19 protein-coding genes and 1 pseudogene are annotated in these 18,411 nt (G+C 47.6%); 3 read left to right on the plus strand and 17 right to left on the minus strand.

Annotation, left to right across the window (positions count from 1 at the left end; all coding sequences use genetic code 11):
* Positions 1 to 405: 405 nt before the first annotated feature.
* Positions 406 to 636, minus strand: a complete 231-nt coding sequence (locus ACJJIS_RS12175; protein WP_475708214.1) for a hypothetical protein — start codon at positions 634 to 636, stop codon at positions 406 to 408.
* A gap of 324 nt (positions 637 to 960) precedes the next feature.
* Here ACJJIS_RS12175 and ACJJIS_RS12180 point away from each other — a divergent pair.
* Positions 961 to 1,901: pseudogene (locus ACJJIS_RS12180) on the plus strand (IS110 family RNA-guided transposase).
* A 49-nt stretch (positions 1,902 to 1,950) separates the two neighbouring features.
* Here the strand turns inward: ACJJIS_RS12180 and ACJJIS_RS12185 are convergent.
* The 6 genes from ACJJIS_RS12185 to ACJJIS_RS12210 all read right to left on the minus strand — a co-directional run bounded on the left by ACJJIS_RS12185 (position 1,951) and on the right by ACJJIS_RS12210 (position 5,855).
* Positions 1,951 to 2,430 carry a hypothetical protein gene (locus tag ACJJIS_RS12185; RefSeq protein ID WP_475708215.1) on the minus strand — a complete coding sequence of 160 codons (480 nt, stop codon included), beginning with the start codon at positions 2,428 to 2,430 and terminating at the stop codon, positions 1,951 to 1,953.
* The gene (locus ACJJIS_RS12190; protein WP_444892212.1) at positions 2,417 to 2,650 is read right to left on the minus strand and encodes a hypothetical protein; all 234 of its coding nucleotides are present in this window, start codon (positions 2,648 to 2,650) and stop codon (positions 2,417 to 2,419) included. The genes ACJJIS_RS12185 and ACJJIS_RS12190 overlap by 14 nt, the downstream gene beginning before the upstream one ends.
* Positions 2,651 to 2,759: 109 nt before the next feature.
* Complete coding sequence (locus ACJJIS_RS12195; protein ID WP_475708216.1) at positions 2,760 to 3,233, minus strand: hypothetical protein; 474 nt, start codon at positions 3,231 to 3,233, stop codon at positions 2,760 to 2,762.
* Positions 3,234 to 3,355: 122 nt separating this feature from the next.
* Complete coding sequence (locus ACJJIS_RS12200) at positions 3,356 to 3,583, minus strand: hypothetical protein (protein WP_475708217.1); 228 nt, start codon at positions 3,581 to 3,583, stop codon at positions 3,356 to 3,358.
* Between the two features lie 149 nt (positions 3,584 to 3,732).
* The gene (gene ltrA, locus ACJJIS_RS12205; protein WP_475708218.1) at positions 3,733 to 4,914 is read right to left on the minus strand and encodes a group II intron reverse transcriptase/maturase; all 1,182 of its coding nucleotides are present in this window, start codon (positions 4,912 to 4,914) and stop codon (positions 3,733 to 3,735) included.
* A gap of 536 nt (positions 4,915 to 5,450) precedes the next feature.
* The gene (locus ACJJIS_RS12210) at positions 5,451 to 5,855 is read right to left on the minus strand and encodes a hypothetical protein (RefSeq protein WP_475708219.1); all 405 of its coding nucleotides are present in this window, start codon (positions 5,853 to 5,855) and stop codon (positions 5,451 to 5,453) included.
* A gap of 428 nt (positions 5,856 to 6,283) precedes the next feature.
* On the opposite strand from ACJJIS_RS12210, the gene ACJJIS_RS12215 reads away from it, so the two are divergent.
* Positions 6,284 to 7,219 carry an integron integrase gene (locus ACJJIS_RS12215; protein WP_475710355.1) on the plus strand — a complete coding sequence of 312 codons (936 nt, stop codon included), beginning with the start codon at positions 6,284 to 6,286 and terminating at the stop codon, positions 7,217 to 7,219.
* 17 nt (positions 7,220 to 7,236) lie between these two features.
* On the opposite strand, the gene ACJJIS_RS12220 is transcribed toward ACJJIS_RS12215, so the two are convergent.
* The 3 genes from ACJJIS_RS12220 to ACJJIS_RS12230 are packed head-to-tail and all read right to left on the minus strand — an operon-like array spanning position 7,237 to position 10,260.
* Positions 7,237 to 7,563 carry a VOC family protein gene (locus ACJJIS_RS12220; protein ID WP_444905583.1) on the minus strand — a complete coding sequence of 109 codons (327 nt, stop codon included), beginning with the start codon at positions 7,561 to 7,563 and terminating at the stop codon, positions 7,237 to 7,239.
* A gap of 42 nt (positions 7,564 to 7,605) precedes the next feature.
* Entirely contained in the window at positions 7,606 to 9,168 is a 1,563-nt protein-coding gene (locus ACJJIS_RS12225; protein ID WP_475708220.1) for an arylsulfatase, read from the minus strand.
* Positions 9,169 to 9,210: 42 nt separating this feature from the next.
* The gene (locus ACJJIS_RS12230) at positions 9,211 to 10,260 is read right to left on the minus strand and encodes an HAD family hydrolase (protein ID WP_475708221.1); all 1,050 of its coding nucleotides are present in this window, start codon (positions 10,258 to 10,260) and stop codon (positions 9,211 to 9,213) included.
* A 106-nt stretch (positions 10,261 to 10,366) separates the two neighbouring features.
* Here ACJJIS_RS12230 and ACJJIS_RS12235 point away from each other — a divergent pair, with 106 nt between their 5' ends.
* Positions 10,367 to 12,631, plus strand: a complete 2,265-nt coding sequence (locus tag ACJJIS_RS12235) for a tetratricopeptide repeat protein (protein ID WP_475708222.1) — start codon at positions 10,367 to 10,369, stop codon at positions 12,629 to 12,631.
* Here the strand turns inward: ACJJIS_RS12235 and ACJJIS_RS12240 are convergent.
* From ACJJIS_RS12240 to ACJJIS_RS12270, 7 genes are read right to left on the minus strand one after another with little or no spacing between them, the layout of a single operon-like run.
* Entirely contained in the window at positions 12,628 to 13,971 is a 1,344-nt protein-coding gene (locus ACJJIS_RS12240) for a hypothetical protein (protein WP_475708223.1), read from the minus strand. The two genes, ACJJIS_RS12235 and ACJJIS_RS12240, sit on opposite strands and share 4 nt — an antisense overlap.
* Positions 13,972 to 13,983: 12 nt before the next feature.
* A complete protein-coding gene (locus tag ACJJIS_RS12245; protein ID WP_444905588.1) occupies positions 13,984 to 14,736 on the minus strand; it encodes an outer membrane lipoprotein-sorting protein in 753 nt (250 codons plus the stop codon).
* Between the two features lie 12 nt (positions 14,737 to 14,748).
* Positions 14,749 to 15,978, minus strand: a complete 1,230-nt coding sequence (locus ACJJIS_RS12250) for an ABC transporter permease (protein ID WP_444932922.1) — start codon at positions 15,976 to 15,978, stop codon at positions 14,749 to 14,751.
* Positions 15,979 to 15,980: 2 nt separating this feature from the next.
* Positions 15,981 to 16,700 carry a hypothetical protein gene (locus tag ACJJIS_RS12255; protein WP_475708224.1) on the minus strand — a complete coding sequence of 240 codons (720 nt, stop codon included), beginning with the start codon at positions 16,698 to 16,700 and terminating at the stop codon, positions 15,981 to 15,983.
* Positions 16,697 to 17,401, minus strand: a complete 705-nt coding sequence (locus ACJJIS_RS12260; protein ID WP_475708225.1) for an ABC transporter ATP-binding protein — start codon at positions 17,399 to 17,401, stop codon at positions 16,697 to 16,699. Before ACJJIS_RS12260 ends, ACJJIS_RS12255 begins: the two co-directional genes overlap by 4 nt.
* Positions 17,401 to 18,135, minus strand: a complete 735-nt coding sequence (locus ACJJIS_RS12265; RefSeq protein ID WP_108732868.1) for a tetratricopeptide repeat protein — start codon at positions 18,133 to 18,135, stop codon at positions 17,401 to 17,403. The genes ACJJIS_RS12260 and ACJJIS_RS12265 overlap by 1 nt, the downstream gene beginning before the upstream one ends.
* 19 nt (positions 18,136 to 18,154) lie before the next feature.
* Positions 18,155 to 18,409 carry an acyl carrier protein gene (locus ACJJIS_RS12270; RefSeq protein ID WP_282933202.1) on the minus strand — a complete coding sequence of 85 codons (255 nt, stop codon included), beginning with the start codon at positions 18,407 to 18,409 and terminating at the stop codon, positions 18,155 to 18,157.
* Between the last annotated feature and the right edge of the window lie 2 nt (positions 18,410 to 18,411).

An 18,411-nucleotide genomic window follows, 5' to 3' on the forward strand; every position in this document is an offset into this window, starting at 1 on the left:
AAATAGCCTACTCATCAGTGAAAGCTAGATCAGAATTCACGTAGAATCACCATTTATGGTTAATATTTGATCGCATCTAAGAAAGCAAAGACATAAATTAGTTTTTCTACAGCCTGAACGTTGCCAGCAGGGGCAGCCGAAGCGGAGCGTAGGCTGTCCAGCCCAGCCATCGGCTAGGCGTCTTGCCTGGGCTGGTTATAGCTGGCGAGTACTGAACGACCTACATACTCTCTGCGAGCCACCTTTGGCTGGCCACTCCCCGATAAATCTACAGGGAAAATATCATACTTTCCCAACCGAATCCCCTTGCTTAATGACACTCCACGAAAGTGCAGCGAATTTGCAGTATAAAGCTCAAGCATTGTACAGAGATCATAATCACACCGGCTCAATTTCAAAAATCAGCTACTTCTCATCAGCCCGCTTTCGTTTCTCAACCAGCATTTCTTGCTGCTTTTGAAGCGCGACAATTTCTTTTTTCTTTACACTGACTGAAAAGTACGCAACAGAGATAATTGATAAAGCTCCAAGTGCAACCCTATAGATTCTTTTGGAGTTATTAATTTCTAGAACAAGCCATAAAAAAATACTGAGAAATGGAATCACTAAAAAAGCAATAGATATCAAAATAACCAAATTGAGCACCACCTAAAATACAATATAACGCCGCCAGCACAGGCCGGAGCATGCAGTGCGGAGGTCCAGCCCACGAAGTGGGCGGCTGTGCCTGGCTTGTATGGTTGTTCTTGCCTGATTCTGATGTTGAAAATCCTTTTCGTTAACGGGTAAATTGAGACCCACCTTCGGCGGCCACCGAAGGCCTTGTTTATCACAGTTCGCTGCCTGGCCGGTTCGTAAAAGACCGATAACAAGTATGAACGTGATAAGCACTCACTAGGCATAACTCGGATAGTCATGTGGGCCTCGAGCCCAAATAGCAAGGCGGAGATAGCTTATCTTATGGAACCTCAAGAGATCAATGTCGGTATCGATACCAGCAGTAAACAACTCGATATTTATGTGAGACCTACTGGCCAGTTTTTTAGTGTTGCCAATGATAAAAGTGGCATTAAGGATGCCATTAAACAACTTCAACCTCTTAAACCTCAAAGAGTATTAATAGAGTCTACGGGAAGACTCGAGTTAGAGTTTGTTTGCGCCGCCGACAAAGCAGGATTACCTATTGTTGTTTGCAATCCTTCTCAGATAAGAAGCTTCGCTAAATCCGCAGGGCGTCTCGCCAAAATCGACAAGCTAGATGCAATGGATATTGCACATTTTGGTGAGGCCATGAATCCAAGGCTGTCGGCACTAAAACCAGAAAAGCTTAGGGAGATCAGTGACTTACTGGCGGTAAGAAGTCAGTGTTTAGAGATGAGCACAATGCAAAAGAATCGGCTTCAGAGAATGCCGAAATCAGTACACAAACCTATACAGACCATTCTAAACACCATCAAAAAAGAGCTACAAGGTATCGACAAGCAACTGGATAAACTGGTTAACAGTGTGTCTGAGTGGCGGCAAAGGCGCGACCTATTGTTGAGTGCTAAAGGGGTCGGAAATGTATTGGCTTATACGTTAATGAGTGAACTTCCCGAGCTAGGAAAATTGAACCGTAAAGAAATCGCTGCAATTGTCGGTATCGCCCCGATGAACCGTGATAGCGGCAGCTTCCAGGGAAAGAGATATATTCGGGGTGGAAGGCATCGTGTACGTCGGTTCTATTTGTTTCCATTATGTCTGCCATACAACATCATCCCAAATTAAAGCCGATGTATAAGCGATTAGTCGACGCTGGCAAACCTAAAAAGGTCGCTCTAATTGCTTGCATGAGAAAGCAGATTACGATTCTGAATACGATGGTGAAAAATAACACCTACTGGGATGAAAGTATGGCTTAAAAACTTGACGAGCAACCATAGTCACTTGTTAAGCATTTGCACTTTGTAACTACGGCTGAATGTTAACATTTAGAAAAACCGGCCAATTGTCTTTTGGGGGTTTAGCAAACGTATTTTCAGAGAACCATTTAGCCACGCAATTTGAATAATGGTGCTCTGGTTTTACCGCCACATCGTTTGCAACACCTTGATTGTTAATGGTGGCAACCAATTGATAATAACCCGGTGTGGAGCGAACCTTTGCAGACTCATGGAAACAAGATGAGTCAATGTCCCATGTACTTTCGCGTACAACCTTTTCATAGCTCTTTCCTGGCTCGGTTTCAGCCGCTTTCATTGCCTGAGATAGCCGACTATCAAAGTCATTTGAGAGGACCGAAGCCGAGTAGAGCATTGTAAATATTAGTAGAATTCTCTTCATGGTTTGTATGCTTAACGCAAAGCTAAAAGGCCGGAGGAATTTTTTTGCCGGAGGTCCAGCCCACGTTTTTTGGGGGCGAATTTTCAGCGTTTTGTTATAACGTCTCATCTAATCTCTCTGATACAGAAAGGCTTTTTCTAAGTAGCAGCGAGACCAAATATATAATTGCCAGAGGAGGTAATAATGCCATAAATCCACCAACTACAACCGCTCGTTTAACCTTTAAGGTTTTTTTGATAGCTAGCATATAGCTAAGAGCTAATACAACACAAAACCATAGCAATATACCCAGGGCTTCGATATTGGAAATATTAAACAGCTCGTACATTCCGCATTATCCATTTAAGGAGCTATAACGTCTCAATAACCCGCAGCTGGAACGCAGCGAAGCGGAGTGTAAGCTGTCGGGCGCCGAAGGCGCGTAGTTCATTGACTTGTTATGCATTTGTTGGACTAAGTGCTGAGATTGCCTTTGATATAGCGTGACCATGCACTTCGGATAGATACTCCAGGGTACTTTCTAGGCATTGGCGCTGAACAGCAGACAACCACGAATACCGTGACCTTGCTTGCTTCTCTCCTTCAGCGGCAAGCTCAAGATCGTAGATTATTGTATCCGTAATCGTATCAAAACGATTGGTGCAAATTACGGCCTTTCTTAGCAAGTTGGGCAAAAGCCAATTCATACCACGAGCAGACAGATTTGGTAATTCGGAGTGGAGATATCGAATACCATCCATAGGAATTTCAGCTTCAGAGTAGCGCTCCATATGCTCAACAATATACCTACAGATACAATCTTCTGCTCCTTGATTCGTTAGTCTATTGCCCTCGGGTTTACTCTGGAATGGAAACGAATCTTTCACCATTTTATAAACTTCTTCCCGAGATTTGTATCCTTGGTATGTCATGTCTTCCTATGCATAACGCCTAGCCGCACGGGCCGGAGGTCCAAAGCACCGGAGGTCCAAAGCACCGGAGGTCCAAAAAATGCACAGCATTTTTGATCGTGCCGGCTCTTGTTATGTGTATTTTAAGTTCCATCTCTGAGTTTATTCCTGCATTGTTGAATGAAGTCTCGATACTCAAGATCAGAATCTTGATGCAATGTTTTCTCAAATACGCAACACAAGTTCCATAACGCTCTTTCTTCTGCCTGGTCCTCAATCATAAGCTTGTCTGAATCACTAAATCTACGAGTCAGCTCAAACAGAACCCATGCTTCATCTTCCGTGAGCGTGATTTTTACTTTTTTGCTCATAATCTCTATTTACACATAATCGGGATAGGGAGGCACCTCACGATGCCCCTCCTCCCACACCACCAGGCATACGGGTCACGTACCATGGCGGTTCAATTCTATTCCCCTTCCTATCTGCCAATTCCGGCAGCCCCAAGTTCCTAAAGTATCTATTTGGCAATGCTCTGTAAAGGGCAGGACTTTTGCTTAGCCTCCATGGTCCATGCGCTGATTTGGCCGTGTTCCACGCTAAAAAAACGATCAACGCCCAGCCTTCTTAATCTGCGGTAACCACTACGTCCCCATTGCTTCCATAAATAACATCGCAACTTCCGCCTTATCCACTTGTCCAGATCTTTCAGAGGGCTCAGTACTTCACTGATGTCAAAGTACGCTTTCCAACCAAGCAGGGACTTCTTTAACTCTTCTATGATCTGAGTAAACTTGCGGCCTCGTGTTCGGCGGGTGACCATTCTGATCTTTGCCTTCAATTTATTAATCGATGATTCTGATACCTTTATCCGGGCATCCTTCTTCAGCAATCTAAATCCTAGAAAGCTCCGCTTCCAGAAGTGATCCTCTGCACTCTTCTCAGTATTTACTGTGAGCTTCAGCTTACATTTGATGAAGTGCGTAAGGCTTACTTTTATCCGCTCTGCAGACCGACGACTTCCCACCAGTATTTGAAAATCATCGGCATATCGTACAAAACTGAGTTGCCGCTTGTGCAGCTCCCAGTCCAGTTCATTAAGCACAATATTCGCTAGAAGCGGAGATAACGGCCCACCTTGCGGGACGCCTTTTATTGTAGCTATTACCTTGCCATCGACTACCGTTGGCGCTTTTAGGTATCGGTTTATCAACCCCAGCACATCAGCCGGTATTCCGCTTTGCTTCAGTGTTAGCATGAGCTTGTCATGATTCACTTCATCAAAGAAGGATTTCAAGTCCATATCGATCGTCCAGCGCTTTCCTTGCCGGACAAAGTTTTGGACCTGTCTAATCGCCTGGTGTGCCGATCGATTTGGTCTAAAACCAAAACTAAGAGCATGAAACTTCGGCTCCCATTGCTCACTGAGTATCTGTGCGATAGCTTGTTGGATCAACCTATCTTGCACAGTGGGTATACCCAATGGACGCAGGCCTCCATTGCCTTTTGGTATAAAGACGCGTTTCACCGGTTGAGGACGATAGCTACTACTTAACACCTTTTGTCGGGTAGCAATCCAGGTCTGCTTAAGATGTTCCGGCAACTGTTTTACCGTCATACCATCGAGACCTGGCGCACCCTGGTTACGAGAAACTTGTTGTAATGCTCGAAACAGATTATTCCTATCTAGAATTCGCTGCATTAAAAGAGATGGGAAATTGGACAATGTATGATTAAGTTTCCAGTTTGATGTTCATCCAGAAAAAAATATTTTTTTTTCTGGCAACTAAGTTACTTGTCAGATGCAGTCATCAAGCTCTGCATTAATAATACTGTCCAGAATTGTTCAGGCCTTCAGTAGCACGAAATCTACCTACTATGCCCTCTGCTGACTTCTATGGGTCGGTCAAAACCAATCTCTCAGTTTTCAGTTATTCCATTAACAACCCATAGACCTCCCAGGGTAAGACATTTAACTTTCTTCACGTAGATGCTGGATTTATAAAACGTAGGCCAATTGTGGATGGAGAGCTTTATGGTCACGTGCCCACTGGCTCCACCTACGTCACACCTCATATCCAGTTCTTGTTCATCACCCCGTGAATTTGCGTTGAGCTTCCTCCAGCTAATACCTCGCGATATTAACCTTGCCCTTTCGCTAACCTTCGGCTCCACGAATACCTGGTAAGAGGACTTTCACCTCTCTAGTTAAATGCCATGCCTGGCACACACGCCGCGCTAATGGGCGCCGTTTTTTGGCGTCCCAGCAGGCGAAGCCTGCGAATTGACCGCCTTGTTAAATTCTTTGTACAGGTAATAGCAGGTAACTGCTGAAACTATACCTGACGCAATGTAATACAAACCAACTATTGAGAACATTAGCCATTTCCCCGACAGCATAGATATAACCAGGCCACCACCCACAGCCCCAGCAATAACCACAACTGGCAATGAAAATAGTCGGCTCTTGATTAGGGCAATACCCAGCAGGTAAGCAACTATCACGATGGTTGGCGCCATTACCATAAACAATATTGGCATCCATAAAAATACGGAACTGAAATTGTAATAATGAGTAACAACACCATCAGGTGTAATCGTTTTTCCATAGCCTGAAAAAAAAGCCATTACAACGGTGCTCACAATTGCTGAAATTAGCACCGACTTCAAGAGAGCTCTGTGATTAATGTGAATATGGCTCATAGAAATTTAACATTTATATAGTAATCATTCTGATCACTATTATCCTGATTACTATCCTGGAATCAATCTAACGAAAAAATACACAAAACCCAAGTAAAATCAATATATTATTCATGATTCAGAACCATTGTACCAAATGGAAAAACGATCACTTTGACTACTATCCCCATTTTATACGAGCTCCCTAACCCATTGAAATAAAATAGGTTTTCAAACATTCCGGACCTAGGCCAAAAATAACAGTCAAACTGATCGAAAATCCTGCTGACTCCCAGCCAAATGTTCAGTAAACTGTTAATCCATACAGCATTGAGGCTGTGGAGATGGACGACATCCCTATTCCGCTTCCCAAGCGGCCATCCCTCTTTATGGACCGCTTTAGGACGTTTATTCGGTCTCGATATTTGGCATACAAAACAGAGAAGACATACTGTTTCTGGGTGAAGGACTTTATACGCTTTCATGGGATGCAACATCCGCAGGACCTTGGAAAGTCTGAAATAGATCAGTGGTTAAGTCACCTTGCCGCTAATCGCAATGTATCAGCAAACACTCAGAGAACGGCTTTGAATGCGGTTGTCTTTCTCTATAAGCAGTTTCTGGATATTGAGTTAGGGCAACTACAGTTCGAACAAAGCCATCGGCCTAAGCGGTTGCCTGTTACCTTTAGCCATGAAGAGGCAACTTCAGTATTAGAGTACCTTAGTGGCCCATATAAGCTTGCCGCTTCATTAATGTATGGCTCAGGCCTTAGAGTTATGGAAGCTGTGCGGCTCAGGGTGCAGGACATTGATTTTAGTGATCAATGCTTGATAGTACGGGAATCCAAGGGGGAGAAGTGGCGAAGAACACTGCTGCCTCGGTCTCTGATTAAGCCCCTCAAGGTGCAGATTGCACATGCGCTCTCTCTACATCAGCAGGATTTGGCAGAAGGCTATGGGTATGTCTATTTACCTTTCGCACTGTCAAAAAAGTACCCACACGCGGCTACAAGTGCCGCTTGGCAATATGTGTTCCCTGCTCGATTTCTATCGCAAGACCCTCGCAGCGATATGATGCGACGGCACCATATTGGTGAGCAACAAGTAAGACGGGCGGTTTCCAAGGCCGTTTCAGCCCTCAATATTCGTAAGAAGGCGAGTTGCCACACATTTCGCCACTCTTTTGCTACCAACCTCTTACGTGCTGGTACTGATATACGCAATATTCAGGAACTGCTTGGCCACAGCGATATCAGTACAACCATGATTTACACCCATGTTATAGGCGTACATGAGCGTGGTGTTACCAGCCCTCTTGACTGATTTCGGTCCCCCGGCAGCTATGTCTTTGGGTGGTAGCTGGCTTTGGGCCAAGCCTTGTTGATTTCATCTGCCTGAAGCTCAGCATTAAAGTGTTCCCAGGTAATGCCATTAATGTCAGTTTCTGCGGTAAATGTATCGGCACCATCTGATTCCCACCCTAGATGCCTAAGCGTTCCGCTTTCACAATTTGGATCATGGCGAATCGATAAGTTAACAGTGGCAGTTCGCCATAAAGCATATTCATTGGGCACATGCACGCAGGGAGCAGTATTTAACCTTCTACTGTAGTCGGCAACTGACTCTTCTATCTGATTAGTCGACAGTGCTATATGAATTTTATCCATGGGCCCTACCTTTATTGATACTTGTGTTGATATCTATATTTTTTAATTACTACCACTAGCCCCAGCTTCCAGCTGCTTCTGTACTTTATCCAAATTAAAAGATCCGGGTACCTGGCTGGGTGGGTATTCTTTCATAGTTTGCAAAAATTTTGATGCGAGTTGCTGCATGGGAACCAAGACAAAAGCCCTGTCTATAAACCAGTCGTTATAGGTGTTCGAGTTGTGTTGGGCTTTTTCGAAAGGATCTTGCCTCAAATTGAACAGCAGTGGCACTCGTAATTCAGTAAAGGGCTCTCGCCAGACTTCAAAACCCCGCCCGCGATTTTCCAGGAAAATAGCCTTCCAGGGTTCGTAGCGCATAGCTACAATTTGGCCGTCATCATTTACGTAGATGAATTCTTTTCTTGGCGAAAGTTTTGCTTTGCCGGTGAAGTAATCCATCATGTTGTAGCCATCAACATAATTTCTGTACTCGCGTCCATTGAGCTCGATCCCTTCCTTGAGCTGCTCCTTGATATTCGGGTTCCCCCCGGCCGCAGCGAGAGTCGGCAGCCAGTCTTCATGGGAGACAATACCTGTCAGTGTAGTGCCCGCTGGAAATTTGCCCGGCCAGCGTACAAAGGCTGGCACCCTATAAGCTCCTTCCCAATTGGAGTTTTTCTCACTGCGAAATGGCGTAGTTGCAGCATCTGGCCAAGTATTGAAGTGGGGGCCGTTGTCTGTGGAATAAAACACGATGGTATTGTCGGTGATATCCAGGCGATCGAGCACACTTAGCAGCTTTCCTACCAGAATGTCATGCTCTACCATGCCATCCATATACTCATTGCTGTTGGGGCCCGCAAGGTTTGTGTGCTCCTCTCTAACATGGGTGCGAAAATGCATCCGGGTTGCGTTCCACCAGACAAAGAATGGAGTCTTAGCCGCGTGTGCACGTTCGATAAAGTCGATAGCAGCTGCAAGGGTTTCATCATCGATGGTTTCCATCCGCTTCTTGGTGAGGGGGCCGGTATCTTCGATTGGTCCGCCGGCCTTGGCTTTAATCACTCCTCTGGGGCCAAACTTCTTACGGAATTCAGGGTCTTTGGGATAGTCCCGGTTCTCAGGCTCTTCCTCCGCATTCAAGTGATAGAGATTGCCAAAAAATTCATCAAAACCATGGTTGATGGGCAGGTGTTCGTCCCTATCCCCTTGGTGGTTTTTACCAAACTGGCCGGTGGCATAACCCAGGCTTTTCATTACTGTGGCGATAGTGGCATCACTCTTCTGCCAACCCTCTTTGGCACCAGGAAGCCCTACTTTAGTCATGCCGGTGCGCACTGGGACATTACCCGCTAAAAACGCTGCGCGGCCTGCTGTGCACGATTGCTGGCCGTAGTAATCGGTAAAAGAGAGCCCTTCTACCGCCAGCCGATCAATGTTGGGCGTGGTGTAGCCCATCATGCCGCGACTGTTGAAGCTGATATTCCAGATGCCAATATCATCTCCCCAGATCACCAAAATATTGGGTTTGGTCTGCGCGAAGAGGCTACCAGGGGAAAGGGATACAGCAGCCAGTACAACCAAAAGGAACTGTCGGAGACGGGATCGGGAGATCAGGAGCATTACACACCTCAATATTGGCAGGCTCAATACACCGCTTTAAGACTAGTCCTGGTAGGCGGGAACTTGAGGAATCACCGGCCCCTGGCTTGATTGATCCTTCTCTTCTGGCGGAAACACCGTCCGCCAGTCCTTAGCCATATCTACCACTAACCAGCCATTTGCCTTAGCGGCTTGTAGCGCTTTGTCCAGGCGCCCCACTGAGGAGTTCTTATCGTATGCCCATTCTCTTTTGGCATCGGTATGATGAATCAGCATGGCAAAACGCGGCCCCTTAGCGGCGGTGGTCCATTCCAGCATTTGTAAATCACCATCGGAATTGCCTGCGGCAAAAACTGGCCTCCGGCCAATCACGTCATTGATTGCGATAGGTTTCCCCTGTTTGTCGGTGAGGAAGGCCAGTTCATCTAATTTCACGATATAGGGATGCCCACCCCCATTTTCATAGCGCGACTTTAGGCGACTGCCGATAACCTGCTCTGGGGGGATTCCATATAACTCCTGGGAAAACACTCGGATAAAATCAGTGCCGCCCCCCGAAACGATGTAGGTTTTAAAACCATTTGCCCTTAAGTAATCCAGCAACTCCAGCATGGGCTGAAACACCATCGCACTGTAGTGTTTGCCAGTTTCCGGGTTCTTAGCGCTCTTGAGCCATTGGGCAACAAAGCGCTGAAAGGCATCCGTACTCAATTCCGCATGAGTCGCAGTAAGCATTACTTCCAAACCTTCCCTGCCTTGCCCCAACAGGTTTGATAAATCGCCCTTTAGGATCGAAGCGAAGGGCTCTTGGGTTTTCCACTCTGGGTGTTGGGGCGCTAGCCTTTTAACTTCATCGGCGGCATAGAGTAGCTGGAAATACACGGGCTTCTCGGACCAGAGGGTGCCATCATTATCAAATACCGCGATACGTTCACCGACAGGTATAAAGTCGGCGCTGCCCTTACGGGTAACCTTGTCAACAAAGGCCATAATTTGGGCTTTAACGCCATCTTGCCAGGATGGCAAGGGAGAACTGAGTGCCGGTAAGCTGATTGCCAAAACCAGCAGCAGACACCCTCGGCTCAGGGCAACCCTAAATTTCCAATCCAGCATTCTGCCCCTCTCACAAAATGACATTTACGGCACATGAACTAATCTTTTGGCCTAGGGGGCCTCTGAATAACTCCCTAAGATAAGAACTCATCACAATAAAAAAACCGTGATAAATATAGCTGGCACTAGCCTCCTCCAAATCAGCCTTATCTGTCTCGTACTGGTGGCCTGTGGTAACGAAGAGCCGGTTGATACCCAACCTCTCAAGCGCCCGGACGAAGCAATTAGCTCAGAAGCCACTTTCGTGGGCTCCGCGCAATGCGCCCTGTGCCACAAAGATGAGGCCGGTGCCTGGCAAGGTTCCCACCACCAGCTAGCAATGCAGGCCGCCAATAGCGACAGCGTTCTAGGTGATTTCTCCGGGGTGGCATTTGAATATCAGGGGCAGAAATCTCACTTCTATCAAAAGGAAGGGCGCTATTACGTACGCACTGATGGGCCCAATGGAGACCTTCAGGACTATCCCCTTGACTATACATTTGGTGTCCACCCTTTACAGCAATACTTGATTGATTTGGGAGGCGGACGTCTTCAGGCACTGAATATCGCTTGGGACAGCCGGGATAAATCTGTCGGTGGCCAGCGCTGGTTCCATCTCTATCCCGATCAAGCGATAGACCATCAACACCCCCTGCACTGGACCGGCATAAACCAGAATTGGAACTTTATGTGTTCCGACTGCCATTCCACCAATCTGCAAAAGGCCTATAACCTACAAACCGATAGCTACCAGACATCCTGGTCAGAGATCAGTGTCGGTTGCGAATCCTGTCATGGCCCGGGATCAAGGCACATTCAGTGGGCAAAAACACAGAATGAGACATTGCCGAATAAAGGGCTTGATCCCCATCTTATTGACCCAACCCAACAGCTCCGGGGAATGGATCTGCAAACGGGGATTGCCAAGCTTGCGCCATCGGCAGCCATCCAGCGTGAAATAACAACTTGCGCCCAGTGCCATTCTCGGCGGAGTACCCATTTACCGGGAGCGAAGGCTAACAGCGAATTACTGGATCATTTCAACCTCACACTTCTGCAAGAGCCTCTCTACCACGCAGATGGCCAGGCCGATGGCGAGGTATTTGTGTACGGATCGTTTCTGCAAAGCAAAATGTACGCAGCAGGTGTTACCTGTAGCCACTGTCATAACCCCCACAGCCTACAACTGAGAGCAGCTGGTGATGCAGTTTGTGCCCAGTGCCATATGCCGGAGCGATTTGCCCGTACTGACCACCATCTGCACCCAACTCAAAGCCCCGGTGCCCGCTGCACAAACTGCCATATGCCGAAGAAAAATTTCATGCAGGTGGATGGACGCCGGGATCACAGTTTCCGCATTCCCCGGCCTGACCTTTCCGAGGCGCTGGGCACCCCCAATACTTGCAACAGCTGCCATCAAGATAAATCGAGCCAGTGGGCGGCGAAGATATTGGAAGACAAATACGGCTCACCTCCCCCTCACTACGGGCAGACATTGCACGCAGCTATGCGCGGGGATAGCGAGGCCGATAAGATGTTAATGAACCTTATTCAGGACGACAGTCAACCGGAGATTGTTCGGGCCAGCGCAATCCGTTTGTTATCGCGCTACCTGACGATAAATTCCGCTCAGTTACTCCAACAAATTGCCCAGAGCGAAGAACCATTATTAAACCTGGCCCTTGCGCAGTCTCTGGATAAACTACCGGAGCAATTGCGACTGATGATCGGTGTACCGCTGCTTTTCAGTAAAATGGCCGTGACCAGGTCGCTGGCTGCCAATGGCGTTACCGATGCTCAGAACGGGACTATGCCCGCGCAAGTACAGCAGCAATACTCAAAGGCCCTTAAAACCTATACCACCTCAGAATTATTCAACAGCGACCGGCCGGAATCCCTGGTAAACCTGGGCAACCTCCATTTCCGGAGAGGAAACACGCAACAAGCGGAAGCCTTCTATCGCCGGGCAATAACCAAGGCCTCCTACTACACACCCGCCTATATCAACTTGGCCGACCTTTACCGGGCAAGTGGACGTGAAACCGACGCGGAATTATTACTCAGAGGAGCACTATCGAAGAGTGAGGATATCGCCGTAATCCAGCATGCCTTAGGACTTTCCCTGGTTCGTCAGAACCGCCACCAGGAGGCAATGGGTTTTCTAAAGGCGGCAGCTGAGAATGAGCAAACCCAGAGCCGCTATCTCTACGTATATGCCATAGCCGTTCACTCGGAAGGCAACAGCGAACTCGCCCTGGATATTCTAGAAGACGGCTATCACCAGTTTCCGCAGGACCTGGATATTTTGCGGGCATTAATTTCTATTAGCAGGGAATCCGGCAAGCGGGAAATCGCACAAAAATATGAAGCACTTTTAGCCAGCAAACGCTAAAAATCATAATAGAGACTTAACCTAAGAAGCCTTTCAGTTGGCAGCAGACCAAATTCACAGGACTCACAGCCCCTGAAAAACTGGGCTTGCAGTCGAGTACTAAAATGCTCAGTCCAGTTCTGAATCAATTCCAGGTTGTGGTACTGGCTCTTGTCATCCAGGTTGTATTGCACACTCTGGCGATATTGAAACTTCTTATCCAGCCGGGTGTTACCCCACATCAAGAACAAATACTCCTGCCGTAGTTGTCCGGTAGATAAAAGGTGAAAACTATCGGAAAGAAAAGCAATCGCCTCATAAACCCGCGCGCTGTTCAATCCGTTCTTTGCACTATCTACCTGCGTTTGAACCAAATCCCACTCGTCATCATCGAATCCATGCTGGTTATACAGATACTCCGCAGTAACATCCCATCCCTGGTTGAAGCTGAGCTGAGTACCAAGCACCAGCTTCAAATAACCATCGTCCTCTGCTGGAAAATAGGAGAGTTCGCCCGGCTGCGGTAACTCCCGCTGATGTTCCCAAGCCCCCTCCAACCTGAGTGTGGCACTGTCTCCAGCCAAGGTACTCAACCCGAGAGCGACATTGGTTGCCTCCCCCTCTATCTGATGTAATACCAAGCGGGTATCCAAGTCACCTTCACGATTCACCACGAGTGCGTACTGAAACTCATGGTCATTTACGCTAGTGTCAAAGTGACCATCCAGCTCATCCTCAACCTGAGCCATATAAATGCCGGTGTTCCAGCGACCATAGCGGAAATCAAGATGGGCCATATCCCAGCCCAGTTGCTGGGTAAGCTCATCGGCATCCAGATTGGGGCGATCAAATGTGGCTTTTAAAAGATTTGCTGGAGACCAGTTGTAACCGTTGCTCCACTGAGGTTTTATCCGACCGACGTTAATACCAAACCTTCGGTTGTCAGTGTAAGAAGAGAAATACCCCTCTAGCAGATGGGATTCTGTCTCTTTTTCAGATGTTCCAGCCTCATTAGACCGATAGTGCTCTATCGCCGCAAACCGCGAGTAAACTGAGAAGTGTGCTCCCAGGGAGAACTGGCCACTGAGATCCAGAGCAAGCAAAGACTCTTGTTCATCAAAGACAAACAGACCCGGATCGAAATAGAGGTCATCCTGAACTTCATTCTGCTGGTGATACCCCAGTAGCGAAGCATCAATATCCCAAACAACTCGAGAAACCCCTTCCTCAGTGCTCACTTCATCGAAAAGTTCCGAGTTGGTCTCGAAAGGGTCCTGATAGTCTTCGGCACTGGCAACTTTTTCAGCAAAAGCGAGAGAAAGGAGTATAAATGGGAGAATTTTCCTGATTCTGATAACCATTACCGACTCACCTCAATTCAGCCTGCCAAGGGAGCCTTTTTGGAAAATTGCCGGGTCCAGGCTCTCAAGACGATAGTCATCGAATTTCATCCAGGTATAACTCTCGTCAATGAGTGCATCCACCAAGAGTAATTTATGCAGTTTCAGCTCGCCTTCAAACTGCTTGAACTCTTTATAGTGCGCTGTTTTAAGGAGGCGCCCGGAGCGGGTATAAAACTCCCCCTTTAAAGGCAGGTTTCCCTCAGCCTGTGCCATCCATATTTTTACTTTGTCATAGGCAACGCCAGAGGATTTTGCCGATAAATACAGCACCCAGTAATCTTCCCCATCAACAGTTTCCTGCCCTTGCAGCTCTGCGGTGTAATCCCTGGAGAAATTTGCCCCCACTACATCACCGTTACTGGTCTCACCAATTAATCGCTGTGAGGGTGCAATCCGGATAACCCTGCGCGTGCCGGGAATATAGAGCCACATATTGGCGCTCTCTTTTAGCATTGCCCTGCCCTTTTCCCGGGCGGGTGCCAAAAACTGGATCAGTGATTGCTCATTAAACACTTTGACACTGAGCTTATTGGTGCGGGGCTCCTTGTCCTTTTTATAGCTGATATTGGTGATATCAAAGCTAAAGCCCTGATCCCTGAACCCGCGAAAATCATCCAGCTTATTAACCAGTGACTCAGCCGAAACCGATGCATAACTTGAGTAGCTAAACAACAAGCAGGCTATCGCCAACACCCACCCATAAAAAGAATTCAACTTATACATAGAAGACCCAAATCAAGTAAACCTAAGTGCTTTTACTACCGGCAGCCGGGATGCTTTTATCGCTGGATAAAGGCTGGAAACAAGTGAAATACAAAAACCCAACAGGAATGTTTTCAATAAGATATCCGGCACGACAAACACACGGATAGGATAGTCCTGGGTGCTGCCCGGTGGCCGGGGCATCATCCATTCAGCATAGGTAATTCCCTTGGCTGCCAGTGCACCAATCAGTAGCCCCAGCAAACTTCCGATTAAACCGAGAAATACCGATTCCAGTAAAATCAGGTTTACAACCTGGCGAGGAGTGCCGCCCATGGCCCGAATAGTACCCAGCTCACGGGTGCGCTCCATTACTGCCATCAACATGGTATTGGAAATACTCAACGCGACGATTACCAACACAATGACGGTAATAAAACCAAAAACTCCGTTAAACAGGCCAACAACCTGATGATAATAACCCGCCAGTTCTTCCCAGCTTTTTATTTCTAGGTTCAAATTGTTCTGCTCAAAGACACTGGCCAGAGTCGCAATTGAGGTAGATGTAAGTTCGGTCTCCTCCAATAAAACCACTAGCCGTGTAATATCTGACGTATAGAGTAATTCCTGGGCCAGAGGCAAATTCACCCTGAGCAAGCGATCATCCAGTTCCTTAACACCGGTTGTGATTACCCCCATCACCTGTACATCGACAGCATTGATTGCCCCATCCTGGGTGCTTGCCAACAGGGTCAAGTAGTCCCCAATCTGAACATCCAGAGCATTGAACAAGCCTTCTCCAAGGTGGGCAGCAGAAATATCCTCTGGAAATAGATCGTCCCCTTGAACAATCTGAATTGCAGAGGAAAGCATCACTTCTTTCTCCGCATCGATACCAATTCCAGTGATGGCTATCGATTGCTTGCCATCACTAAGCAGGCCATTGAAATTAAGGCGTGGTGCTACCACCAGTGTATCGGTTTCGTTTTCTACCAGCTCGGAAATCTTTTGAAGGTCCCCATCAGCAATCAGGTATTTTTCCGGTTCCGCTTTGCCAAACTGGTTGTAGCCTTTGGCATAGATTTGTATATGACCAAGCTGCGAGCGGATCATACTCTCCCGCATCCCCTCATACATCGACTGTACAAAACCGCCAAAAATAATCAGGCTGGTACAACCGAAAACGATCGCAGCCAAGGTAATCAGGCTGCGGCGCCCGTTACGCATAATATTCAGCAGTGCAACTTTCCAACCCAAGCCCATGACTAAATACTCCGAAGCGCCAGCTTGGCTTTAGCGGACCAGTCGGTATCCGACTCGGCCACCTTTCCCCAAAGAACCCGGGCATCATCGGGCTGTTTATTGCGCTCGTAAGCCTGGGCAAGGTAGAACTCTACAAAGCCAAGAAATTCTTTACCGAACCGATTGCCCACCTGTTCCCTAACCAGCTCCAGGTCTTCAACAGCGTAGCGCGCTCTTTTTAGAAAGGCCGGCATATTGGCACAGCTGATTCCCCGCTGAAGGCGGGCGCCCAGATTGAATGGAGATTGTTTAACAGCCCGATCCATCATGCGATTACCTCGTCTGGAGAACAGCGATAGTTTTGCCAATCGATCAAGGTAGAAGCTGGATTTAAAGGAAGTTGTCGATCCCAATGCAGCATTGAGTTCGGGGTCATCCGGGAGACTCTCCACCAGTGACTGCATCAGAGCCTCTAACTCCTCAACATCCTGCAACTCTGCATCTTCCATCGACGTAAGGCGCGCAAGCTGAGCCAAGTAGGCCTGCTTTCTCTGTTCACTGGTCGTTTCTCCACTGACAGCAGCAAACAGCGCTTCCCTTTCACTATTGGTGAATGGAATCGGAGTTGGAAAGACGAAGTCTTCAGCCAAAGCTGGTGCAGAAATTAAGAATGCAACTGAAATAGCCAAAGCCGCTCTAGTTAGCGGGCCCCTAGCCAGCAACATTTTTATGATTGCTGTCATGCAAAAGCCTCCTGAACAATACCTTGAGGCGAAGCTGTATCCTCTACCAAATGACCATCTCGTACCGCGATAACACGAGATGCCAAGCTGGTTACATAATCATCATGGGTGGCTACGATAAAAGTGACACCCTGCTCCCGGTTGAGCTGCTTCATAAGGCTCATAATGCTCTCCGACGTGCGCGAATCCAGATTAGCTGTGGGTTCGTCCGCAAGCACCAGATCCGGCTTACTGACAATTGCCCTGGCAATCGCCACTCGCTGCATCTGCCCCCCCGAAAGCTGGGTAGGGCGCTGATTAACCAACTTGGCAAGCCCTACTGCTTCCAGAGCGTCTAATGCTAGTTGCCTGGCATTGTTAGCCCCCCTCAGTGTCAGCGGGTACATCACATTCTCAAGTGCTGTAAGCACGGGAATTAGGTTAAAAGACTGGAAAACAATCCCAATATGACGACCTCGGAACAGGGAGCGCTGATGCTCTCCCAAACTCCCAAGATTAACGCCATCAATATGAACTGATCCGGAATCACACTGATCCAATGCGGATAGAAGGTTCAATAATGTGCTCTTACCACTACCGCTGGGCCCTTTCACAGCCAGAAACTCACCTCGATCGATAGCAAGATCTATATCCCGCAAGGCATCGACCCAGAGATCGCCCAATCGATAGCGCTTTGAAACACGCTTTAGCTCAACCAACATTAACTTTTACCCAGGGTGACTGCCATTTGCCCCAGTTGCTCACAAGAGGTTTGCATCGTGGCAGGACAAGGAGCCATTGCTATTGCTTTTTGGTAGTAATCCATGGCCACTGCCAAATCCTCAGTGCCCTCTCCAGCTTTCACCCAGTAGGCATTAGCCAAAGACAAATACACCACCTGCTGCATAGCAGCCGGCAATAGATCGGGATCTGAATCCATCAGATTCTTAAACCAGGCTTCATCTTCGAACACCCGCTCAAAGTGGCCGCTTACCTCTCCTACATAAGAAAAAGTAATCAGCCGTATCAGGCGTACATTAAAGTCTGAATCGGCACTGAGACCCGCTTGATCCACCTCATCCATCGCATGCCGCAGACGATAGAGCTTGTAAAGACCCATTGCAGGATCAAACATTGCACCTGCGCGCTTGCCCTCATTGGAGTAATACGCTGCACGTATCAGCATATCGTCTGGACGCTGTTGATACGCGGCTTCCAGCAAGTGTGCAGCCTTTTCAAGCTCGTTATGGTGACTAAATAACTGCCCAAGCTCCAACATCAAGTCGGGATCTGTACTATTTTCACCAATCTCCTGCTGGAGAAACTCCACCTGCTCCATCTCGCCTTCTGAATAGGCAATCTTGCCAAACTCGATGGGAGCAGCACCTGAAAACCAGGCAACAACATTTCCAATAAAAAAACTACTGATAAGAATGGTAAGTACTTTTTTAAACATTGACTGCTCCCGAAGTACGCTAGACTTCTTCCGAGTTTTCAAGTAGTTGACCATCCATTTCCCTTAGGGTGGTGTGTTCGTCGAAAACAAGATTTTCAGGGCTCATCACCCCCGGGTATAACTGCTCGCAAATTAGAATCACCTCGACAATATTCAGGGAATCCACCCCGAGTTCTGCAATGGGTGTATCTGCATCGACAGCATCAACATTCAGCATAAGAGCTATTTGCTCACAAAGCTCTTGTACCTTGTTCTCTACAACTGCTGTAGACATAA

This window comes from Microbulbifer maximicatervae (SeqCode) (assembly GCF_056231245.1).